We start from the raw sequence: 18972 nt of genomic DNA, 5'->3' as shown, positions 1-18972 counted from the left end.
CACCGGGCGGCACACCGCCAGCAAAACCCATGGAGAAAGACGATGAAGATCAAACTGACCAGCATCTATGTCGACGACCAGGACAAGGCGCTTGCCTTCTACACCGGCGTGCTCGGCCTGACCAAGAAGGCCGATTTCAGCAATGGGCCGTTCCGTTGGCTGACGGTCGCCTCGCCGGACGAGCCCGAGGGCACCGAGCTGCAGCTGGCCCTCAACGACCAGCCGGCCGCCAAAACCTATCAGCAGGCGATGTTCGAGCAGGGCCAACCGGCGGTGATGTTCTTCACCGACGACATCAAGGGCGATCATGAGCGCATCAAGGCGCGCGGCGGCACATTCGCCATGGCGCCGACCGAGGTGACCGGCTCGACCATCGCCAAGCTCAATGACGGCTGCGGCAATCTCATCCAGATCACTCAGCTGGCGCGCTGGTAGCGCGCCTGGTTTCACACGTTTCACAGGAGGTCATTTTGGACTGGAGCACCTGGATCAGGCAGGCGCATCGCTGGCTGTCGATCATCTTCACGGCGACCGTCGTCGCCAATTTCGTCACCATGGCGTTTGGACAGCCGCCCGCCTGGGTGGTTTATTCGCCACTGCCGCCGCTCTTCCTTATGCTGTTCAGCGGCCTTTATATGTTCGTGCTGCCCTATGTCGCGAAAGGACGCAGCGCACAGCGGGCCAACGGATAGGAGGAAGGCGCATGGTCAAGTCGACCCCGGCCAAGGCTGAGCCGAAGCTGCTTTCCGGCGGCAATCCGCAGATCGCCAAGGGTTATGGCGACGCTCCGGTGCAGGCCTATATCGCGGCGATGCCGGGCTGGAAGCGCGAGATGGGCAGGCGGCTCGACGCGCTCATCGGGCGCACCGTGCCCGGCGTGCACAAGGCGGTGAAATGGAACTCGCCGTTCTACGGCATCGAGGGCGAAGGCTGGTTCCTCAGCTTCCATTGCTTCACCAGATACATCAAGGTGACCTTCTTTCGCGGCATGTCGCTGGATCCGGTGCCGCCGGGCGAATCCAAAAGTCGGGACACGCGCTACCTCGACATCCATGAGGACGACGCGTTTGACGAGGCGCAATTCAGCGCCTGGGTGAAGCAGGCCAGCCAATTGCCTGGCGAGCGCATGTGAGCGCATTATTGTCCAAGTCTCGAGGAGAACAGCATGACCGGATCGCAGGAGCGCAAATCCGCCTCCGAACTGATCGACGGCAGGATCACGGAACTCGGCGATTGGCGCGGCGACATGCTTGGCCGGCTGCGCGCGCTTATCCATCAAGCCGATCCCGATGTCGTCGAGACCTGGAAGTGGCGCGGGGTTCCGGTGTGGGAACATGACGGCATGATCTGCACCGGCGAGACCTACAAGAGCATCGTCAAGCTGACCTTCGCCAAGGGCGCGGCGCTGCCCGACCCCACGCGGCTGTTCAACTCCAGCCTCGAAGGCAACACGCGGCGGGCGATCGATTTTCAGAAGGGTGAGGAAGTCGACGAAGAGGCGCTGAAGGCGCTGGTGCGGGCCGCCGTGGCGCTGAATACTTCCAAGGCTCGAAAGTAACTGCGTCATGGGCCGTTATCCAACGGTCGACGTCAGCGCTGCCCCTCACTGTCCTGCCGGACATCTCTCCCCGTAAACGGGGCGAGAGGGCCTGGCCGCAACGCCGGCGCATTTTCTGCAACGCTGGCGATTGGCGAAATAGCCGACAACAGCGTCCCTCGCCCCGTTTACGGGGAGAGGATGCCGGCAGGCAGGTGAGGGGCAGCGCCGACGGTGGAAGTTGTGGCGATTTCGACGCCCACGCGACCATGGGATCTGCCGGAAGGCAGCTGCTGATATCGCCTCGCACCCCCAAAACCAGCCGTGTTTACGATCTGGGAAGCCTGATGGTGCTAGATGTCGCCGGATGATGGCTGGCCGCCTCGGCCGGCCCCCGGATGGATTTGCCATGAACAGCCCGATGCGCATGCCGTGGGTGGACACGGCCAAAGGCCTCTCGATCATCCTCGTGGTCATGATGTACGCGGCCTACAATACGGGCGAGTACACGGGCGGCGTCGGCTTCCTGCACTATGTCATCGGCTTCGCGACGCCGTTCCGCATGCCGGAATTCTTCCTGATCTCCGGCCTGTTCCTGTCGCAGGTGATCGACCGGCCGTGGCGGCGCTACATCGACCGGCGCGTCGTCCACTATCTCTATTTCTACGTGCTGTGGGCGATCATCTCGATCGGGCTGAAGATCGGCATCTTCAGCCGCGATCCCGGCGGCATGCTGCACGATCTGGCAATGGCCGTCGTCCAGCCATACGGCGTGCTGTGGTTCATCTACATGCTGGCGGTGTTCGGCCTTGCCGCCAAGCTCCTTCGGCAGTTCCGCGTGCCCGCCTGGGTCGTCATCCTCATCGCTGCCGGGCTGCAGATGTGGGCGCCGCGTCCCGACAGCTACGCGGTCGAACAGTTCGCGGCCTATTTCGTGTTCTTCTATGTCGGCTTCGTCATGGCGCCGCTGGTGTTCCGCCTCGTCGAATGGACGCAGCCCCGCCCGATGCTGGCCGCCGCCGGCCTGCTCGTGTGGGCGATCGTGAATGGATTGCTCGTCTATTCGCCTGGATATGCCATGCATCCCGTCGGTATGCAGATGGGGCTGGCGGCATGGCCGCCGCTGCATCTCACCCTGGCCGTCGCTGGCGCGGTGGCGCTCTGCGTGCTTGGCGGCTTGCTGTCGACATTCGCCTCGATGGAATGGCTGCGCTGGCTCGGCGAACATTCGCTGGTCGTCTATGTCGCTTTCACCATCCCGATGTCGCTCTTCCGTGGCGCCGCACTGGCAAGCGGCCTGCTGACCGATACCGGCGTGCTTAGCCTGGCGGTGCTGCTGGTCTCGATCATCAGCCCCGTCGTGCTCTACCTCATCATCCAGCGCGTGGGCTTCGGCATGTTCCTGTTCGAGCGGCCGGCCTGGGCGCATATCGACAACAGCGTGCCGCGAGCGGCGCCGAACGCGGCGCTGCCGGCGGCCGCCGCCCAATCAAGCCGGACATAGTCGAGCAGCGGGAAGCCTCAGCCATCCCGCAGCCACACCAGCATCTCGCCGGGTTCGCGGTTGTCCCAGGCGTAATAGGGGATGGCGGTCAGGCGCGTCTCGACGCTGGCCGGCGGCTCACGTCTGTAGAGGCCCTCCTGCCAGCCGTTGCCGGCGTCGGCTCGTGCCGTGGCCGAAAGCGTCACCACGCCGCCCAGCAGTTCGGGCGCCTGATGTGCCTCTATGCTTGCCGTGCGCGGCAGGGTCAGGCGATGCAGCCGGCTGTCATTGTCCGATGCCTCGACGCAGTAGATCAGCGGCCCGCGCGACAGCGCAACGCGGCCGGCATCCTGCCTGACCTCGGGATTGGCGTAGAGCCGCTCGATCGGCATTTCGAGGTCGAGCCGGATACGGTCGCCCTTCTGCCAGCTGCGCCGGATCGCGGCATAGCCGTCGCTGGTCATGTCTTCGAGGTCGACCGCCTCACCATTGATCTGAAGCGTGGCGCTGCTGCTCCATGCCGGGATGCGCAGATGCAGCGTGAACTCCACCGGCGCTTGCGGATCGACCGCGATCTCGACGGCACCGTCCCAGGGATAGCGGCTCGCCTGCGTGAGTTGCACCGGCGTGCCCGCAATGTCGAAGCGGGCGGTGGAGTCGCCATAGAGGTGCACGGCGAGCGCATCGTCCGCCAGGCTGTAGAAATAGCTGCCGATCGAGGCGACCATGCGCCCGACATTGGGCGGGCAGCAGGGGCAGCGGTGCCATTTCCACCTGTTGTGCCGGCCCCGGCTTTCCAGCGGGTTCTCGTAGAAGAACAGCGAGCCGTCGAGCGACAGGCCGGAGATCGAGCCATTGTAGAGCGCGCGCTCCATCATGTCGGCGTAGCGGGCGTTCGGCCCCATGCCGAGCATGCGGCTTGCCCAGAACACCAGGCCGACGGCGGCGCAGGTCTCGGCATAGGCGCTCTCATTGGGCAGGTCGTAATCGCTGGTGAAGCCCTCATTGTGCGCCGACGGGCCGAGCCCGCCGGTGATGTAGAGGTTTTTCGTGGTGAGGTCGTCCCACAGCCGGTCAAGGGCGACGCGCAGGCTATCGTCGCCATATTCGGTGGCGATGTCGGCCATGCCCGAATAGAGGTACATGGCCCGCACCGCGTGGCCGACGACCTTGTCCTGCTCGCGCACCGGCCGGTGCGACTGGCTGTATTCGTAGGTCTTGAAATGATAGGCCCTGGGGTCGGCGCCGCGGGCGCGCGCCTCCTCGTCGAAATAATGCGGCTGCTGGCCGCGCTGGTCGATGAAGTACTTCGCCAGATCCATGTATTTCTGTTCGCCCGTCACCCGCGCCAGCTTGACCAGCGCCAGCTCGATCTCCTCATGGCCGCAATAGCCCTTCTTCTTGCCGGGCTCTGGTCCCAGCACCGAGGCGATGTGGTCGGCGTAGCGGCACATAATGTCGAGCAGCTTGCGCTTGCCCGTCGCCTGGTAGTAGGCGACCGCGCCCTCGATCAGGTGGCCGGCGCAATAGAGCTCGTGGCAGTCGCGCAGGTTGGTCCAGCGCTTGCCGGGCTGGATGCGCTGGTACCAGCTGGAGAGATAGCCGTCCTCCTGCTGCAATTTGCCGTACATGTCGATGACGGCGTCGATCTTCTTCTCCAGCCCGGGGTTCTTGCGCCGGTAGAGCGAATAGGCCGCGGTCTCGATGGTCTTGCCGAGATCGGAATCCCAGAACATCTGCGTCGTCACCGTCGAGCCGGTGAATTCGGCGCCCTGGCGGTCCGCTTCATCGGGCGAGGGCGAATGGAAGGGAATGACGATGCCGGGCGAGGGGCGGTCCGGATCGATCTGCTCCAGCATGCGCGCCTCGACGCAGCGCTCGTAGAGGATGTCGGCGGTGCGGGTCGCCACCGCATCGGCGCGGTCGCCCCAGAAGCCGTGCACATCGACCTGCGGCACCGGCAGCGGCCGGAAGGCGAGTTTCGGCTTTCGCTTCGGGGCGGGGCGGGGGGATGGCGATTCGGTCATGAACTCACTCCATTCAGTCTGTTATTTGACGGCCCCGGCCATCAGGCCGCGGATGTAGAAGCGCTGCAAAGCAAGGAACAGGATCAGGCACGGCACCATCATGACGGTGACGCCCGCCTGCACGGCGCCCCAGTCGATGGCGCCGAAGCGGCCCGACTGCAGTGCCGTCATCATCACCGGCAGCGTGAATTTGGACTGGTCGGTCATCAGCACCAGGGCGGCGAGGAATTCGTTCCAGGCGCCGAGGAAGGCGAACAGCGCGATGGTGACGACGCCCGGCCAGACCAGCGGCAGCATCACCTTCAAAAGCATGGTGGCGTTACCGGCGCCGTCCATGCGCGCCGCCTCCTCGATCTCGCGCGGCACCGCGTCGAAGGCGTTGCGCATCATGAAGATCGAGAACGGCAATTGCAGCGTCACATAGACGCCGACCAGGCCGGTCAGCGTGTTGTGCAGGCCAAGCTTGGTCAGCACCAGGAAGATCGGCGTCAGGATCGACTGGAACGGGATCATGATCGTCGACAGGATGAGGACGAAGAACAGGTCCTTGAACGGAAAACGGAAGCGCGAAAAACCGTAGCCGGCCAGCACGCTGACGATGACCGACAGCAAGACGGTCATCACCGAGACATAGATGCTGTTCTGCGCCGACACCCAGAGCCCGTCGCCGAAGGAGTTCAGCGTGGCATAGTTTTCCAGCGAAAAGCCCGTGGTCGGCCAGGGCGGCAGCGGCGGCAGGCGTGCTTCGGCCGCCGGCTTGAAGGCCGACAGCGCCGTCCAGACGATGGGTGCGACGAACAGCACCGAGGCGATGATGCCGGTGGAGTGCCTGGCGAGGCGGGCGGCAAACTTGCCCCTGGCAGATATCGCCTGCGCCATCAGTCGAGCCCCTCGGGCTTGCGCAACAGCCAGAGCTGGATGAGGCTGAGCGCCACCAGGATGACCAGCAGCACCATGGAGAGTGCCGCGCCATAGCCGAGCTTGAACGACACGAAGGACTGGTTGAAAATCCAGTAGACCGCCGTCAGCGTCTGGTTGCGCGGCCCGCCGCGCAGAATGATGTAGAACTGGTCGAAGGCAAGGATCGAGCCCGCGACCGACAGGATCAGCGCCAGCGCCAGCGTGCGGCGCATCAGCGGCAAGGTGATCGCCCGGAACCGCGCGAACGGTCCGGCGCCGTCAATGACGGCGGCCTCCTGCAGATCCTGCGGGATCGATTGCAGGCCGGTCATCAGGATGATCATGGTGAAGCCGGCGACCTTCCACACCACCATGGCGATGATCGACCAGAAGGCCGGCTGGAAGGTGGCGAGCAGGTTGAACTTCCTGTCGATCAGGCCGAGGTCGTAGGCGGCCGGGCTGAACAGGCCGGAATCGACGTTGAGCAGCCATGACCAGAGCAGGCTCGCCGAGGCGAAACCAACCACCGCCGGCATGAAGAAGAAAGTGCGGTAGAGGTTGGTCAGCGGCCGCGGTTTCTCGATGAAGATCGCCAAGGGAAAGGCGACGGCGAAGATCGCGATGGTGACGACCACCGTGTAGTAGCCGGTGAATTTGAGCGCGTTCCAGAACCTGGTGTCGCGCAGGATCGCCCCGTAATTGTCGAGGCCGACGAAGGCGTGCTCGCCCATCAGCGGCCAGTTGTGCAGCGACATCCACGCCGTCATGCCGAGCGGGATGACGAAGAACACCATGACCAGCGCGACCGCCGGCGCGACATAGATGAGGCCGATCCATTGCCGGCGCCCGGCGCCGACGAGTTTTCGGGCGCGGGCCGGGGCGGTGGTGCTTGCGGTGATGGTGGTCATGCTTTGCCTGTTCTTGCGTCGCATCCAGTTGGCCGCCCTACCTCCCCCTTGTTGGGAGGTAGGGAGCACGCCGGCCGCCCGCCCAGGGAGACAGGCGGGCGGCCGGCAGGCGGCCGCTACTTCTGCGGCGCCTGGTCGATGATCGACTGCATGGTCTCCTGCGCGTTGGCGATGGCGCCATCGACATCGTCGCCGAAGAAGACCTCGTTGATCATCTGCGTCCACGGGCCGTTGGCGGAGTTGATCAGGTCGTTGAACACCACCGAATAGGGGGTCTTGCCCTTGGCCATGGCCTCGGCGGCGACCTGGTAGCGCGGATCGAGATCCTTCAGCGCGTCCTTGGCGATGTCGCCGCGCACCGGCAGGCTGCCATACTTGGCGAGGATGGTCTGGCCTTCCAGCGAATAGGCGAAATCCAGGAACTCCTTCACCACGGCGAGCTTCTTGGTGCCCTTGGTGACGACGAAATTGTCGCCGCCGGCAAAGGACGACCAGCCGCCATCCTTGCCCGGCAGGAAGGTGACGCCGTAATCGACATTGGGATACTGGGTGTTGAGCGCGCCGATGGCGAAGGCGCCGGAGGGCGAGATGCCGATATTGCCGGCGGCGAAGGCGGCAAAGAAGTTGGCGCCGGTGTCGGTCTGCGCGCCTGCCGGCACCAGGTCCTTCTTGACCATCGAGCGGTAGAGATCGATGGCGCCGCGCAATTGCGGGCTGTCCAGCGTCGCCTTGGAGCCGTCTTCGCTGAGGATGTCGCCGCCCGAGGCCCAGATCAGCGGGGTGAAGGTGAAGATGTTGCAGCCGCCGCAATTGCCGGAGAAGTAGAAGCCCTTGATGTTGCCGCCAAGCGCGTTGACCTTCTCGGCGTCGGCGGCGATTTCGGCCCAGTTGGCGGGGCCTTTTTCAGGGTCGAGGCCGGCCTGCTTGAACAGCTTCTTGTTCCAGATCAGCACCGAGGCGTCGGCCGAGAAAGGCAGGCCGTAAATGTGGTCCTTGTAGGTGCCGGTCTTGACGTGCGCGGGCGACAGGCTGGCGAAGTAGGGTAGGGACTTGGCCCAGTCGGTGATGTCCTCCAACTGGCCGGCGGCGGCAAAGGAGGGCGTGTAGATCAGGTCGAGCGACAGCGCGTCGGGTGCCGTGCCGCCGGCGGCGGCGGCGCCATATTTCGGGATGATCTCGGCATTGGGGATGATGTCGAGCTTGATCTGGTCCTTATGCGCCTTGTTATAGGCATCGACGATGCGCGGCATGAAATTCGAGCCGTCGGCGCGCACCCAGATGTTGGCGGTGTCGGCGGCGGCAGCGCCGAGACCACCGCCCAGTACGGCAGCGGCCAGGGCCAGTTTGGCAATCACGTTCCTCATGTTCTCCTCCTCCAAGGGTTGGCCGCGGTGCGCGGCTTGGCGCCGGTCACGCGGCGCTGCGTTTTCAGCCGTCCGGTGGGCGGCCACAGGACTGACGCACCACCAGCCGGCACGGCAGTTTTCGAATGCCCGGCGCGGCGGGCTGACCGCCGACCAGGGAAAGCAGGGTCAGCCCGGCCTCGCGCCCGAGGGCGACCAGGTTCATGTCGACCGAGGTCAGCGGCGGACGCGTCGCTTCGGCGACGATCTCCCAATTGTCGAAGCCGATGACGCCGACATCGCCTGGAACGTCGAGGCCGCGCTCGCGCAAGGCATCGATGACACCGCGCGCGATCTGGTCGTTGCCGCAAAAAACGGCGTCAGGCCGTTCGCTCTTGCCGTCGAACAATTGCGCCACCGCTTCATGCCCCCAGGCTTCCGACCAGGCGCCGAGCAGCGGCGCGGTGACCGGCAGGCCGTTTTCGGCGAGCACGTCGCGATAGGCCTGGGCGCGGGCGTGCACCACGGCAAAGCTCGCCGGCCCGCTGACATGGGCGATGCGCCTGCGGCCAAGCCGGCAGAAATGTTCGACCGCCAGCCGCGCGCCGCCGGCATCGTCCGAGACGAAGGCGACGGCGTCGGGATCGGGCTGGGTGAAGGCATAGATCACCGGGATGCGCAGATTGGCGAGATCGACGGGCAGATGGCGGTCGATGCGCTTGCCGGTGGCGATGATGCCGTCGACGCGCTTGTCGAGCATGGCCTCGACATGCAACTGGCCCAGCCGCGGATCCTCCTCGACATTGCACAGGAACACCGAGACGCCATTGTCGACCAGCGCGTCCGAAATGCCCGACATCAGCGGCAGCGAGAAGCGGCCATAAGTATCGTTGGTGAGCAGGCCGACGGTGAAGGAGCGGCGCCTGAGCAGGCTCTGCGCCAGGCTGTTGGGCCGGAAGCCCAGGCTCCGCGCCGTCTCGCGGATGCGCTCGCGCGTCTCGGCGGTCATGCGCCCCTGGTCGTTGAGCGCCTTCGAGGCCGTGGCGACGCTGACGCCGGCCCGCGCCGCCACGTCACGCAAGGTGACGGGCTTGGGGAAAACCGGAACAGGCTGATCGTCCGATGCCATCGAGAATCCTGAGTTGGGAAAAGGTTTTCTCTTACAGGCCGGAACAAGGCCCGGCCAATGGCCGAGCCCGATCGGAACGGTTTGGAAAAACCTTTTCTCAAGTCGAGGCTAAGCCAGATCGGGAGATCGTTCAAGGGGAAAGTTGACGTCCGTGATCGCTTCGCCGCAAGAGTCTGCCGAAGAGCGACGCCAGGCGACATTTTGCAAAGTACCGACAGAACGGCCGTTGGGCCTTAACGTTTCCGCAAGCATTTCCCCGTTAGTTCGGTTGCCATGGCCTCGTGGCGGAGCGGCTACGCTGGAGACGGCAAATCTCTGAAGCCTCGGTTCGATCCCGAGGCGAGGCCTCCAAAAATCCTACAGCCGAGAATCTGTGCCCGACCTTCTGGCACACTGCGCATGGATCTGCCGCAGATCTGGGCCATCGTCGATGTCTTGACTGGCCAGCCAGGCGTGATCAGGCAAGAGATGATGGTCGGCATGAGCCCGCGCGAGGCCGAGGACATGGTCGTGCAGATGAATGTCGGCGACATCAGGAGAGGGCGGAGCGCAAGGGTTGAACGTTCCGGGGCGGGCCAAGGCCCGCAACACCAAAACAAGAAGGATTCCCGTGAGAGCGAGCCTGAGGCAAAAGATACTGGAGGTCTGCGACCGCAAGATTTCCGAGAAAGGGCCCGCCGTCGGCCTGTCGTTCTACGCGTTTTTCGCCAACAGGAATGACAACCCCGAACTGCTGATGGAAGCAGCGGAATGGTGGATCAGGACCCACCGCCTCGACCATTTCGAAAAAGCCGCGAAGATACGGACGATGATCGAGGACATGGACCTCGGCTGATCAGCCGAAGTCGTCGGATGTCAGCACATACATGCTCTTGCGCGTACGGCCGTAGGCCTTCGACGCAACATCGCGGATGACGCTGCTCTCGGTGTCGAACGTTGCGAGGTAGCCCGCTTCATCGGCGCTGGTTCGCGGCTGGATCTTGCTCATCGCATCGACGGCCACCGAGAAGGAAATCTGGAACATGCCGTCATGGCCGACGAAGCGGATGCGCTTGCCGGCTTCGTCATAGCTGCGGCTGCGGTTGGGGAAGGTCAGGCTCATGTTTTTGCCTCCGTTGCGGCGGCCTTCTTGGTCGCCCGCTTCTTCTTCGGCGTCGGGTTCAGGGCTTCGGCGACGCGATCCGCCTCTTCCTTGGCCAGGCGCAATGTCCTGAGCTTTGCGGTCTTGATCTCCCTGGCCCGCGCCTCGGACATGTACTCGGCGGTTGCCTTGTTGCGCTCCGCCGTCTTCTTCTGCTTGTCGACGAAGCGGGCTTCAGCTTTTTCCATGATCGTCTGATTGCCGTCGGCCATCGCATAAATCTCCTTGGGGCTGGAATCGAGAAAATGAACTTGTCCGATAAATAGGCATCCGACCGGCAAAATTCAATTTTTTGAATTATTTGACCGCCTCCGGATATCACGAAACGGCAGGCCGAAATAATACTTTTCAATATTTAATCGCCCTGCGAATAATTTTTGGCACTCCTATCTATCGAGTGCCAAAGCGCCTATAGGAAGGGCGCGGCCGCCTAAGCCGGCCCCAGAAAGAAGTTTTCATGAAGTTTCGGCCACTCCACGACCGCGTCGTTATCCGGCGCGCCGAAGGCGATACCAAATCCAAGGGCGGCATCATCATTCCCGACAATGCCAAGGAAAAGCCGCAGGAAGGCGAAATCATCGCCGTCGGCCCCGGCGCACGCGACGAAAACGGCGCGCTTGTGCCGCTTGACGTCAAGGCCGGCGATCTGATCCTGTTCGGCAAATGGTCGGGCACCGAGGTCAAGATCGACGGCGAGGACCTTCTGATCATGAAGGAAGCCGACATTATGGGCGTCATCGAGAAGAGCGTCGAAGCCAAGAAGGCCGCCTGACTGGCGCGCCGCGCCTTCCGCGCGGGGTTCGTCCACTCCAAATTCGAACGGGATTGAAAAAATGTCTGCCAAGGAAATCAAATTCGCCACCGACGCGCGTGACCGCATGCTGCGCGGCGTCGAGATCCTCACCAATGCGGTGAAGGTCACGCTCGGCCCCAAGGGCCGCAACGTCATCATCGACAAGGCCTATGGCGCGCCGCGCATCACCAAGGACGGCGTCACCGTCGCCAAGGAAATCGAGCTTGCCGACAAGTTCGAGAACATGGGCGCGCAGATGGTGCGCGAAGTGGCCTCGAAGACCAACGACCTCGCCGGTGACGGCACCACCACCGCCACCTTGCTCGCCGCCTCGATCCTGCGCGAAGGCGCCAAGCTGGTTGCCGCCGGCATGAACCCGATGGACTTGAAGCGCGGCATAGACCAGGCGGTCGCCGCCGTTGTCGTCGAGATCAAGGCCAAGGCCAAGAAGGTCAAGTCGTCGGCCGAGATCGCGCAGGTCGGCACCATCGCCGCCAATGGCGATGCAACCGTCGGCGAGATGATCGCCAAGGCGATGGACAAGGTCGGCAATGACGGCGTCATCACCGTCGAGGAAGCCAAGACCGCCGAAACCGAACTCGATGTCGTCGAGGGCATGCAGTTCGACCGCGGCTATCTCAGCCCGTATTTCGTCACCAATGCCGACAAGATGCGTGTCGAGCTGGAAGAGCCCTATGTGCTCATCCACGAGAAGAAGCTCGGCAATCTGCAGGCGATGCTGCCGATCCTCGAAGCGGTGGTGCAGAGCGGCAGGCCGCTGCTGATCATCTCCGAGGACGTCGAGGGCGAGGCGCTGGCCACGCTGGTCGTCAACAAATTGCGCGGCGGCCTCAAGGTCGCGGCCGTCAAGGCCCCGGGCTTCGGCGATCGCCGCAAGGCGATGCTGGAAGACATTGCGGTGCTGACCGCAGGCCAGATGATTTCCGAGGATCTCGGCATCAAGCTCGACAACGTCACCGTCGAGATGCTCGGCCGCGCCAAGCGCGTGCTGATCGACAAGGACACCACCACGATTGTCGACGGCGCCGGCACCAAGGCCACCATCCAGGCGCGCGTCGCCCAGATCAAGGGCCAGATCGAGGAGACGACCTCCGACTACGACAAGGAAAAGCTGCAGGAGCGGCTGGCCAAGCTGTCGGGCGGCGTTGCCGTCATCCGCGTCGGCGGCGTCACCGAGTCGGAAGTCAAGGAAAAGAAGGACCGCATCGACGACGCGCTGAACGCGACGCGCGCGGCGGTCGAGGAAGGCATCGTGCCCGGCGGCGGCGTCGCCCTGCTGCGTGCAAGGTCGGCACTATCGGGCCTCAACGGCGCCAATGCCGATGTCACCGCCGGCATCTCGATCGTGCTGCGGGCGCTTGAAGCGCCGATCCGCCAGATCGCCGAGAATTCCGGCGTCGAGGGCTCCATCGTCGTCGGCAAGCTCGCCGACAGCAAGGATCACAATCAGGGCTTTGACGCCCAGAACGAGACCTATGTCGACATGATCAAGGCCGGCATCGTCGACCCGGCGAAAGTCGTCCGCACCGCGCTGCAGGACGCCGGCTCGATCGCAGCGCTTCTGATCACCGCCGAAGCGATGATCACCGACATCCCGGCCAAGGATGCGGCACCGGCGGGTGGCGGCGGCGGCATGGGCGGCTACTAAGGATGCAGCCGGCCTTGGAGGGTGGTTCATAGAAGTCACCTTTCAGCCTGACCTGAATCCGCGCCGGCTCCAGGAGCCGGATCTTGCCGCCGGGGGATTTTCTCCCGGCGCGCAGGGCTTCTAGCCCAGGAGATCGATCCATGATCGTGTTCGTGCGGAAGCCACAGACGGTCGTCACGACCGAAACCACCGAGGACAACCGCTTCGACCGCATCCGCAGGATTGCCGCCGACAAGCACAAGAAATCGGATTCCGACACGGCCGCACCACAAAAGGGCGAGCCCAAGCGCCCGATGTAAAGCCGCGCCCGATGCTACTGGCCGTTCAATCTCAGCACCACATCGCGCGTCAATGGCGCGAGCTCGATGCCGTTGGCCGAGCGTGGCCCAGCCAGGCACCTTCCTGTCGGCGCTATCGGCGTGTTCGGTATTGTCATTATATTAGCTTGAGCGCATATTTGCCCGGCAGCGTGCCCTTGGCCGCCAACGCGTCCCAGGGCGCCTGCGATTGTTCCGAAAAATAAATCACTCCGTGCCGCTCGAATTATGGAGCAGCACGAGACAATGACATTTGGAGGAAATACCCATGAAAGTGACTATCTTGGCAAACTATGCGCCTCATGCCGCCAAAGGGTTGATGGAAGGCTCGGACAGGCAGGCTGCGGTCAAGGCGCTTTTTGAAAGCGTTGGCGGCAAGGTGAGCAGCGTGATGTTCACGCGCGGCATCTATGACGTCGTTGTCAATGGCGAGGTGCCGGACCAGTCAGCGGGGATTGGCATGTCCCTTGCGGTGCGAGCGAGCGGCTCGCTGACCGAGATGGTTGTACTGGAAGAACTCGACATGAAGGCGGTGCTCGCGGCCGCCAAGAAGGCAGCCGGCGCGTACAAACCCGCCGGCTGATGGACTTGCCTTCTTGATCACGGCAGCACGGTTCGATGCCGTGCTGCCGAGTGTCGGACAGGGCATCTTCTTGCGACTTTCGCGGCGACTGGAATTCAAGCTAGTATCGTCGCGTGGTCGTTTGGTGCAGAGAGCTTGCGGAAACGCAACCGCGATTCTGAATTGGGAGACAAGCCATGTTCGCGGCCAAGGCCATCGACACCTCGGACAAGGCCGCTTTCTATCGCGACCTCGCCGCTCAGTTGAAAGCGCTGCTCGAAGGCGAGAGCGACTCGATCGCCAATGCCGCCAACACCGCGGCGCTGATCTTCCAGATGGTGCCGGACCTCAACTGGGCCGGCTTCTATTTCCTGGCCTCGGACGAGGAGCTGGTGCTGGGACCCTTCCAGGGCAAGCCGGCCTGCGTGCGCATCGCGGTCGGCAAGGGCGTGTGCGGTACGGCGGTCCAACTCGGCACCTCGATGCTGATCAAGGACGTGCATGATTTCCCGGGCCATATCGCCTGCGACGCCGATTCGCGCTCGGAACTGGTGGTGCTGCTCGAGGACGATGAAGGCGTGTTCGGCGTGCTCGATCTCGACAGCCCGCTGCCCGGCCGCTTCGACAAGGAAGACCAGGCCGGCATCGAGACGCTGGCGGCGATCTATGCGGCCGCGAGTTCGTTCGAGGACTGAGCGCCCGTTCTGTTCCGAGCCGGCTGTCTAGGCGCGATCGCCCAGGCGGAAGAACATCGCCAGCTTCAGGCTCGTCGCGATCCGTTCGGCCCGGTCGACGAACACCGCGGCGATTTCCGGGCCAAAGAGTTCGGCGGCCGTCCGGCTGAACATGGCCAGCCAGATGTCGAAATCGGCCTCGGTCACGTCCCCGAGCTTCAGGTGCGCCGGCACCGGGCGGCCATGATAGTCACCCGTCTTGAGGATGACCGAGCACCAGAAGTCGGTCATCTTCTCGAGATGCGGTTCCCAGTCGCCGGGAATCTCGCGTGCGAAGATCGGTCCGAGACGTTCGTTCTTGCGCAGTCGCGCATAGAATTCGCGAACGAGCCGGCCGATCGCAGCCCGATCGACGCCTGCATGATGCAACGGCTTCTCCGGGGCCGGACGCGCATGATCCGCCAGCGACGATTTCAATGTCATTGCAGAAGCCCTGTTGTTGTCGTGATCAGGAAATGCCCAGCCACCGGATGGCGGCTTGCACGAGATTGAGCCGGTCGCGCACAAGGCGGAATCCCAGATTGTCGGGCGGCGTGCCGACGGCGCAACCGCCGCTTTTCCCGTCCCTGATGAAGTTCGACATATAGGTGCGATGGAAACCTTCCACGACATGAACGCCGCAATAGTCGATCGAGCTTGCAACGCCGGCGCCGTCGGCGGCTTCCGTCGTATGGACGTAACAGGTGGACGTCCACTCCCAGACATTGCCGGCAATGTCGGCCACCCCCTTGGAATTGGGTCCAAATCCGCCCCTGGTTCTCGGCTCGGGGTCGGATTTTCGTCCCAGCGAAGCCTCGGTGCGATATTGGACGAGCCAGCGCTGCGCCGGATTGTTGGGGTCGGTCTCGCCAGCCTCGATGTCACCGCGAAAGCGTTCGCCCGCCGCATAGGCCCATTCCATGTCCGTCGGCAGGCGCCATGCCGATCCGGTCTCGGCCGAGAGCCAGTCGGCATAGGCCTCGGCATCGATATGGCTGACGCCAGTAACCGGAACATTGCCGCTGCCGCGGCCATCGGCCGGCTTGCAGGCGCCGGCCATGACGCAGCGCCGGTAGTCCGAAGCGCTTACCTGGTATTTCATGATCTCGAAAGGCTCCGCCACCGTTGCCCGGACCACGGGAGCACTGACCGGGTGGTTCTGCCTGAGGAATTCGCCTGGCAGCGGATGGGCGAACGATCCGGGCGCGAGGGTGATGAGTTCGGAGCGTATCAGGAGTTCCTGATCCGGTGCCGGGCGCCAGCCGACCGCGCCCGTCGCGCCCAGCGTGAACAGGGCGCAAGCCAGACCTCCGAGAGCCAGGATGGGATTGAGGGGCATTGCAGTTTTCCCGCGTTCGCGGCCCTGCAGGAATGGCGCAAGGCCGCGTCTACCTTAGGACCCGAGGCGGCAATCAGGACGTAATCGCCCTTGGCGCTTCGACCTGCATCATCAGGTCGTCGTCCCAGCTTCCGTCGACCGTGAAATGCGCGGTCGCGCCGAGTTCCACCGCCTCGATCAGATTGTGGTTGACGTAGGCGTAGACGCCCGGCTGCAGGAATGTGTAGAGGGCTGCGCCGGCCGAACCCCCGCGAATGAACCAGGTTTCGAGGTCCTTTGCCGGCGGGTTCGCGAACTTGCCCTGTTCCCACACATGGTCGCCATGTCCACCAATCAGATGCGGACGCGTGTCGCGATTGGCCTGCGAATGGACGATCAGGACAGTCTCGCCGACCTTGGCCTTCATGGCGTTTTCGCCGGTCAGCGATCCCGCCTTGCCGTTGAACACGACATGGGTGGGGATCAAGCCACGCATGACTTTCACCGTGTCATCGTAATTGTCGCCGGCCGAGTCATACTTCTTGAATTTACCCTGCTCGTCGCGGGGAATGTAGAAGTCACTTTCGCCGATGTAATAGATATGGTCATAGCGGACCGACTTGCCCTTGTCGTCCTTGAGCCCGTCACGCGGCAGGATCATGATCGCTCCGTTCATGCCCGAAACGACATGCCAGGGGATCATCGGACCGCCGGGCGCGCAGTGGTAGACGAAGGTCCCCGAGCGCGTCGCCTTGAAGCGCAGCGTCGTCTGCTCGCCGGGATTGACCAGGGTCAGCGCACCGCCGCCGAGCCCGCCGGTGGCGGCATGGAAGTCGATGTTGTGGGCAAGCGTGTTGGTGTCGGGGTTGATCAGCGTGAGCTCGACATAGTCACCCTCATGCACGACCATCAGGGGCCCCGGAATCGAGCCATTGTAGGTCATGGCGTTGAGCTGGGTGCCGTCGGCGTCTATCACCATCGGCTTCTCTTCGATGGTCATCGTGAATTCGACGACCTTGGGACCGCCTTTGGCCACCTGGTCGTGGGCATGGACGAAAGGCGGCGCGACCAATGTCACCTTTTCCCGCGGCAAGCCGGCGACTTCCTTGGCGCTGGCCATGGCCGGCATCGAGCCGACCGTCGCGACGGCCGCAGCCGCAAGAACAGACCCCAACAGTGCTTCGCGTCTCGTAAGCATTTCCCGCTCCTTTTCTGAACCGTTCGATGCCTGGAGAATAAGCCTTTCCACCAGGACTTCTTTGCGCTGGCGCAAATTTGAAATTTAGTTTGCCTTGATCTGGTTCATCTGGGAGGCAACGACGGCTGTTCGGAGACCGGCAATCGCGGGCGAATGGAGATACCCGCCGGGCGCCAAAACGCCGTGGGAGTGACGGTGCCGAAGCCGCCGCCACTCCCACAAGACTTTGCAATTCCAATGTCGAGCGCGGACGAACCTGTCTGTCCGCCCGGCCGTCGGCCTCGATCAGTTCGCCTTCGCCACCTGAGCAAACAGCGTGGGGAACACGGTCTTGGCCTTGCCGACCTGCTTGACGGCCTGCGCCGCGTCGAGATTCACGGGCTTGCCGACCACGATCAGCGCCACCATGCCCATCCCGTAATGCGGGCTGCATTTGACGCCGTAGACGCCTTCCTGCGTCATGGTGACAGTGGTGGTTTCACCCATCTTGCTTTTGATTTCCTGGGCGCCGTCGGGAAGCATTCCCTTGATGGTTTCGACATTATGGGTCTTGTCGCCGGGCACGAACTTGACCGTATCGCCAGGGGCCGCCTTGATGAAATCGGGCTGGAAGACCATGGATCCCTTGTCTCCCTTGGTCAGCAACTGGACGACGTGCTCTTCGGCGTTTGCGACGCCGGCGAGGGCGAGCAGGGCGGCGGCCGCGGCAATCAGGTGGAATTTCATGGTAAAGTCCTTTCTTCGGTGCATCACGGCTCAAACCGTTGCAGCCTTCTAGCCGACAGCACGGACAGGCGATTTGCGCTGGCGCAAACTGGCGGACGAAATATAGACTGGCTGCCGGCGTCATCTGGAACCGTGTGCAGCGAGGGTTTGGGGTTGCCGCTTGACCGATCGATCATCGCGAGGCTTTCGCTGTTCGAGGGCCTGGGGCCCGCGGAGCTGGACAGCATTCTGAGGGATGCCCGGTCCGTGCGGTTTGCCAAGGAAGCCGCGATTTTCGAGCAGGAGGCCGAGGCGCGTTCATTCTACGTGCTGTTGGCGGGACATATTCGCGTGGTGCGGACCACGCCCGACGGGCGCCAGGTGATCGCCCGCTACATCAGTGAGGGCGAAATATTCGGCGTTGCCGCCGCACTCGGCCGGCTGACCTATCCGGCAACCGCGATCGCCGCGGTCGACTGCGTGGTTCTGGTCTGGCCGAATGCCGTGTGGCCGGACCTGTCATCCCGGTTTCCCGTTCTTACCGCGGGAACATTCAAGACGGTCGGCGCGAGGCTGCAGGACACGCAGGCGCGCGTGATGGAACTGGCCACCGAACAGGTCGAGCAACGCGTTGCCAGTGCGCTGCTGCGGCTGGTGAAGCAGACGGGGCGCAAGACCGAGGCCGGCATCGAGATCGACTTCCCGATCTCTCGCCAGGACATCGCCGAGATGACGGGGACGACCTTGCATACGGTGAGCCGGCTGCTGAGCGCCTGGGAGGAACGCGGGATCATCGTCAGCGGCCGCCAGCGTGTCACCATCACCGACGCGCATCGCCTGGTGATGCTGGCGGAGCATCGGGACGGCTGACCGGCCCGCCGGCGACGGCGCGTTCAAGACCTTTCAGGAAATCGGCTTCGTCAATTCGATGATCCCGGCAGGCCTCGGCAATCGAATGGAAGGGAGCGATGTGGCAGCCCACGCAGTGCATCCCGTGCCGGATCAGCACGGCAACGCTTGTTGGCCATCGTCTCATGAGGTCGTCCATGGACATGTTCGGATCGATCCGCATGGGCGTCTCCTTCGTGGTTCTCCCCATACTTCGACCGTAGCAGAGCCGGTTGGTCGGTCGTTGTGCTGGCGCAAGGAAAGAGCGCGTCGGAAACTGGAGTGAGATGCGGCCAGGCAACCCAGCCGACGTCCCTGCGGCCGCCAGCATCCGAATTCTC

Annotated in this window: 24 protein-coding genes; 12 read left to right on the top strand and 12 right to left on the bottom strand. The window is 63.6% G+C overall.

Going from position 1 to position 18972, the window contains the following annotated elements:
* Positions 1 to 42 precede the first annotated feature (42 nt).
* From CK227_RS26520 to CK227_RS26500, 5 genes are all read left to right on the top strand, one after another.
* Positions 43 to 435: a VOC family protein gene (locus tag CK227_RS26520; protein ID WP_095774928.1), complete on the top strand. Its 393-nt coding sequence runs from the start codon at positions 43 to 45 to the stop codon at positions 433 to 435.
* A 35-nt stretch (positions 436 to 470) separates the two neighbouring features.
* The gene (locus tag CK227_RS26515) at positions 471 to 692 is read left to right on the top strand and encodes a hypothetical protein (protein WP_095774927.1); all 222 of its coding nucleotides are present in this window, start codon (positions 471 to 473) and stop codon (positions 690 to 692) included.
* 11 nt (positions 693 to 703) lie between these two features.
* Positions 704 to 1132 (top strand): DUF1801 domain-containing protein, encoded by a 429-nt coding sequence (locus CK227_RS26510; protein ID WP_095774926.1) that lies wholly within the window; start codon positions 704 to 706, stop codon positions 1130 to 1132.
* A gap of 33 nt (positions 1133 to 1165) precedes the next feature.
* Positions 1166 to 1558 (top strand): DUF1801 domain-containing protein, encoded by a 393-nt coding sequence (locus tag CK227_RS26505; RefSeq protein ID WP_095774925.1) that lies wholly within the window; start codon positions 1166 to 1168, stop codon positions 1556 to 1558.
* A 388-nt stretch (positions 1559 to 1946) separates the two neighbouring features.
* Positions 1947 to 3041, top strand: coding sequence for an acyltransferase family protein (locus tag CK227_RS26500; RefSeq protein ID WP_095774924.1), 1095 nt, complete (start codon positions 1947 to 1949; stop codon positions 3039 to 3041).
* Between the two features lie 17 nt (positions 3042 to 3058).
* Here the strand turns inward: CK227_RS26500 and CK227_RS26495 are convergent, their stop codons facing one another.
* From CK227_RS26495 to CK227_RS26475, 5 genes are all read right to left on the bottom strand, one after another.
* Positions 3059 to 5047 carry a glycoside hydrolase family 127 protein gene (locus CK227_RS26495; protein WP_095774923.1) on the bottom strand — a complete coding sequence of 663 codons (1989 nt, stop codon included), beginning with the start codon at positions 5045 to 5047 and terminating at the stop codon, positions 3059 to 3061.
* 21 nt (positions 5048 to 5068) lie between these two features.
* Complete coding sequence (locus tag CK227_RS26490; protein WP_095774922.1) at positions 5069 to 5926, bottom strand: carbohydrate ABC transporter permease; 858 nt, start codon at positions 5924 to 5926, stop codon at positions 5069 to 5071.
* Positions 5926 to 6855: a sugar ABC transporter permease gene (locus CK227_RS26485; protein ID WP_095774921.1), complete on the bottom strand. Its 930-nt coding sequence runs from the start codon at positions 6853 to 6855 to the stop codon at positions 5926 to 5928. The genes CK227_RS26490 and CK227_RS26485 overlap by 1 nt, the downstream gene beginning before the upstream one ends.
* Positions 6856 to 6971: 116 nt before the next feature.
* Entirely contained in the window at positions 6972 to 8219 is a 1248-nt protein-coding gene (locus CK227_RS26480) for a sugar ABC transporter substrate-binding protein (protein WP_095774920.1), read from the bottom strand.
* Between the two features lie 64 nt (positions 8220 to 8283).
* Positions 8284 to 9327, bottom strand: a complete 1044-nt coding sequence (locus CK227_RS26475) for a LacI family DNA-binding transcriptional regulator (RefSeq protein ID WP_095774919.1) — start codon at positions 9325 to 9327, stop codon at positions 8284 to 8286.
* 610 nt (positions 9328 to 9937) lie between these two features.
* On the opposite strand from CK227_RS26475, the gene CK227_RS26465 reads away from it, so the two are divergent.
* Positions 9938 to 10162, top strand: a complete 225-nt coding sequence (locus tag CK227_RS26465; protein ID WP_095774918.1) for a DUF6500 family protein — start codon at positions 9938 to 9940, stop codon at positions 10160 to 10162.
* Here the strand turns inward: CK227_RS26465 and CK227_RS26460 are convergent, their stop codons facing one another.
* A complete protein-coding gene (locus CK227_RS26460; RefSeq protein ID WP_095774917.1) occupies positions 10163 to 10429 on the bottom strand; it encodes a DUF1488 domain-containing protein in 267 nt (88 codons plus the stop codon). It lies immediately after the preceding gene.
* Positions 10426 to 10680 carry a hypothetical protein gene (locus CK227_RS26455; RefSeq protein ID WP_095774916.1) on the bottom strand — a complete coding sequence of 85 codons (255 nt, stop codon included), beginning with the start codon at positions 10678 to 10680 and terminating at the stop codon, positions 10426 to 10428. The genes CK227_RS26460 and CK227_RS26455 overlap by 4 nt, the downstream gene beginning before the upstream one ends.
* A 245-nt stretch (positions 10681 to 10925) precedes the next feature.
* On the opposite strand from CK227_RS26455, the gene CK227_RS26450 reads away from it, so the two are divergent.
* The 5 genes from CK227_RS26450 to CK227_RS26435 all read left to right on the top strand — a co-directional run bounded on the left by CK227_RS26450 (position 10926) and on the right by CK227_RS26435 (position 14504).
* Positions 10926 to 11240: a co-chaperone GroES gene (locus CK227_RS26450; protein ID WP_095774915.1), complete on the top strand. Its 315-nt coding sequence runs from the start codon at positions 10926 to 10928 to the stop codon at positions 11238 to 11240.
* A 61-nt stretch (positions 11241 to 11301) separates the two neighbouring features.
* Complete coding sequence (gene groL / locus CK227_RS26445) at positions 11302 to 12930, top strand: chaperonin GroEL (protein ID WP_095774914.1); 1629 nt, start codon at positions 11302 to 11304, stop codon at positions 12928 to 12930.
* A gap of 140 nt (positions 12931 to 13070) precedes the next feature.
* Positions 13071 to 13229 (top strand): hypothetical protein, encoded by a 159-nt coding sequence (locus CK227_RS36890; RefSeq protein WP_179296114.1) that lies wholly within the window; start codon positions 13071 to 13073, stop codon positions 13227 to 13229.
* Between the two features lie 286 nt (positions 13230 to 13515).
* Positions 13516 to 13830: a GYD domain-containing protein gene (locus tag CK227_RS26440; RefSeq protein WP_095774913.1), complete on the top strand. Its 315-nt coding sequence runs from the start codon at positions 13516 to 13518 to the stop codon at positions 13828 to 13830.
* A gap of 176 nt (positions 13831 to 14006) precedes the next feature.
* Positions 14007 to 14504 (top strand): GAF domain-containing protein, encoded by a 498-nt coding sequence (locus CK227_RS26435; RefSeq protein ID WP_095774912.1) that lies wholly within the window; start codon positions 14007 to 14009, stop codon positions 14502 to 14504.
* A 27-nt stretch (positions 14505 to 14531) separates the two neighbouring features.
* Here CK227_RS26435 and CK227_RS26430 read toward each other — a convergent pair whose 3' ends face one another.
* From CK227_RS26430 to CK227_RS26415, 4 genes are all read right to left on the bottom strand, one after another.
* Positions 14532 to 14966, bottom strand: a complete 435-nt coding sequence (locus CK227_RS26430) for a group III truncated hemoglobin (RefSeq protein WP_095774911.1) — start codon at positions 14964 to 14966, stop codon at positions 14532 to 14534.
* Between the two features lie 25 nt (positions 14967 to 14991).
* The gene (locus CK227_RS26425; RefSeq protein ID WP_095774910.1) at positions 14992 to 15861 is read right to left on the bottom strand and encodes an SUMF1/EgtB/PvdO family nonheme iron enzyme; all 870 of its coding nucleotides are present in this window, start codon (positions 15859 to 15861) and stop codon (positions 14992 to 14994) included.
* A gap of 73 nt (positions 15862 to 15934) precedes the next feature.
* Entirely contained in the window at positions 15935 to 17038 is a 1104-nt protein-coding gene (gene nirK, locus CK227_RS26420; RefSeq protein ID WP_095775044.1) for a copper-containing nitrite reductase, read from the bottom strand.
* 285 nt (positions 17039 to 17323) lie between these two features.
* Positions 17324 to 17764: a pseudoazurin gene (locus CK227_RS26415; protein WP_095774909.1), complete on the bottom strand. Its 441-nt coding sequence runs from the start codon at positions 17762 to 17764 to the stop codon at positions 17324 to 17326.
* 153 nt (positions 17765 to 17917) lie between these two features.
* On the opposite strand from CK227_RS26415, the gene CK227_RS26410 reads away from it, so the two are divergent.
* Positions 17918 to 18613 carry a Crp/Fnr family transcriptional regulator gene (locus CK227_RS26410; RefSeq protein ID WP_095774908.1) on the top strand — a complete coding sequence of 232 codons (696 nt, stop codon included), beginning with the start codon at positions 17918 to 17920 and terminating at the stop codon, positions 18611 to 18613.
* On the opposite strand, the gene CK227_RS26405 is transcribed toward CK227_RS26410, so the two are convergent.
* Entirely contained in the window at positions 18564 to 18815 is a 252-nt protein-coding gene (locus CK227_RS26405; protein WP_095774907.1) for a DUF1858 domain-containing protein, read from the bottom strand. The two genes, CK227_RS26410 and CK227_RS26405, sit on opposite strands and share 50 nt — an antisense overlap.
* Positions 18816 to 18972: the final 157 nt, after the last annotated feature.

The sequence above is a fragment of the Mesorhizobium sp. WSM4308 genome, from assembly GCF_002294905.1.
Classification (GTDB): Bacteria; Pseudomonadota; Alphaproteobacteria; order Rhizobiales; family Rhizobiaceae; genus Mesorhizobium.
The sequence above is the reverse complement of the archived record's forward strand: the minus strand, read 5'-3'. Positions and strand labels throughout refer to the sequence as shown.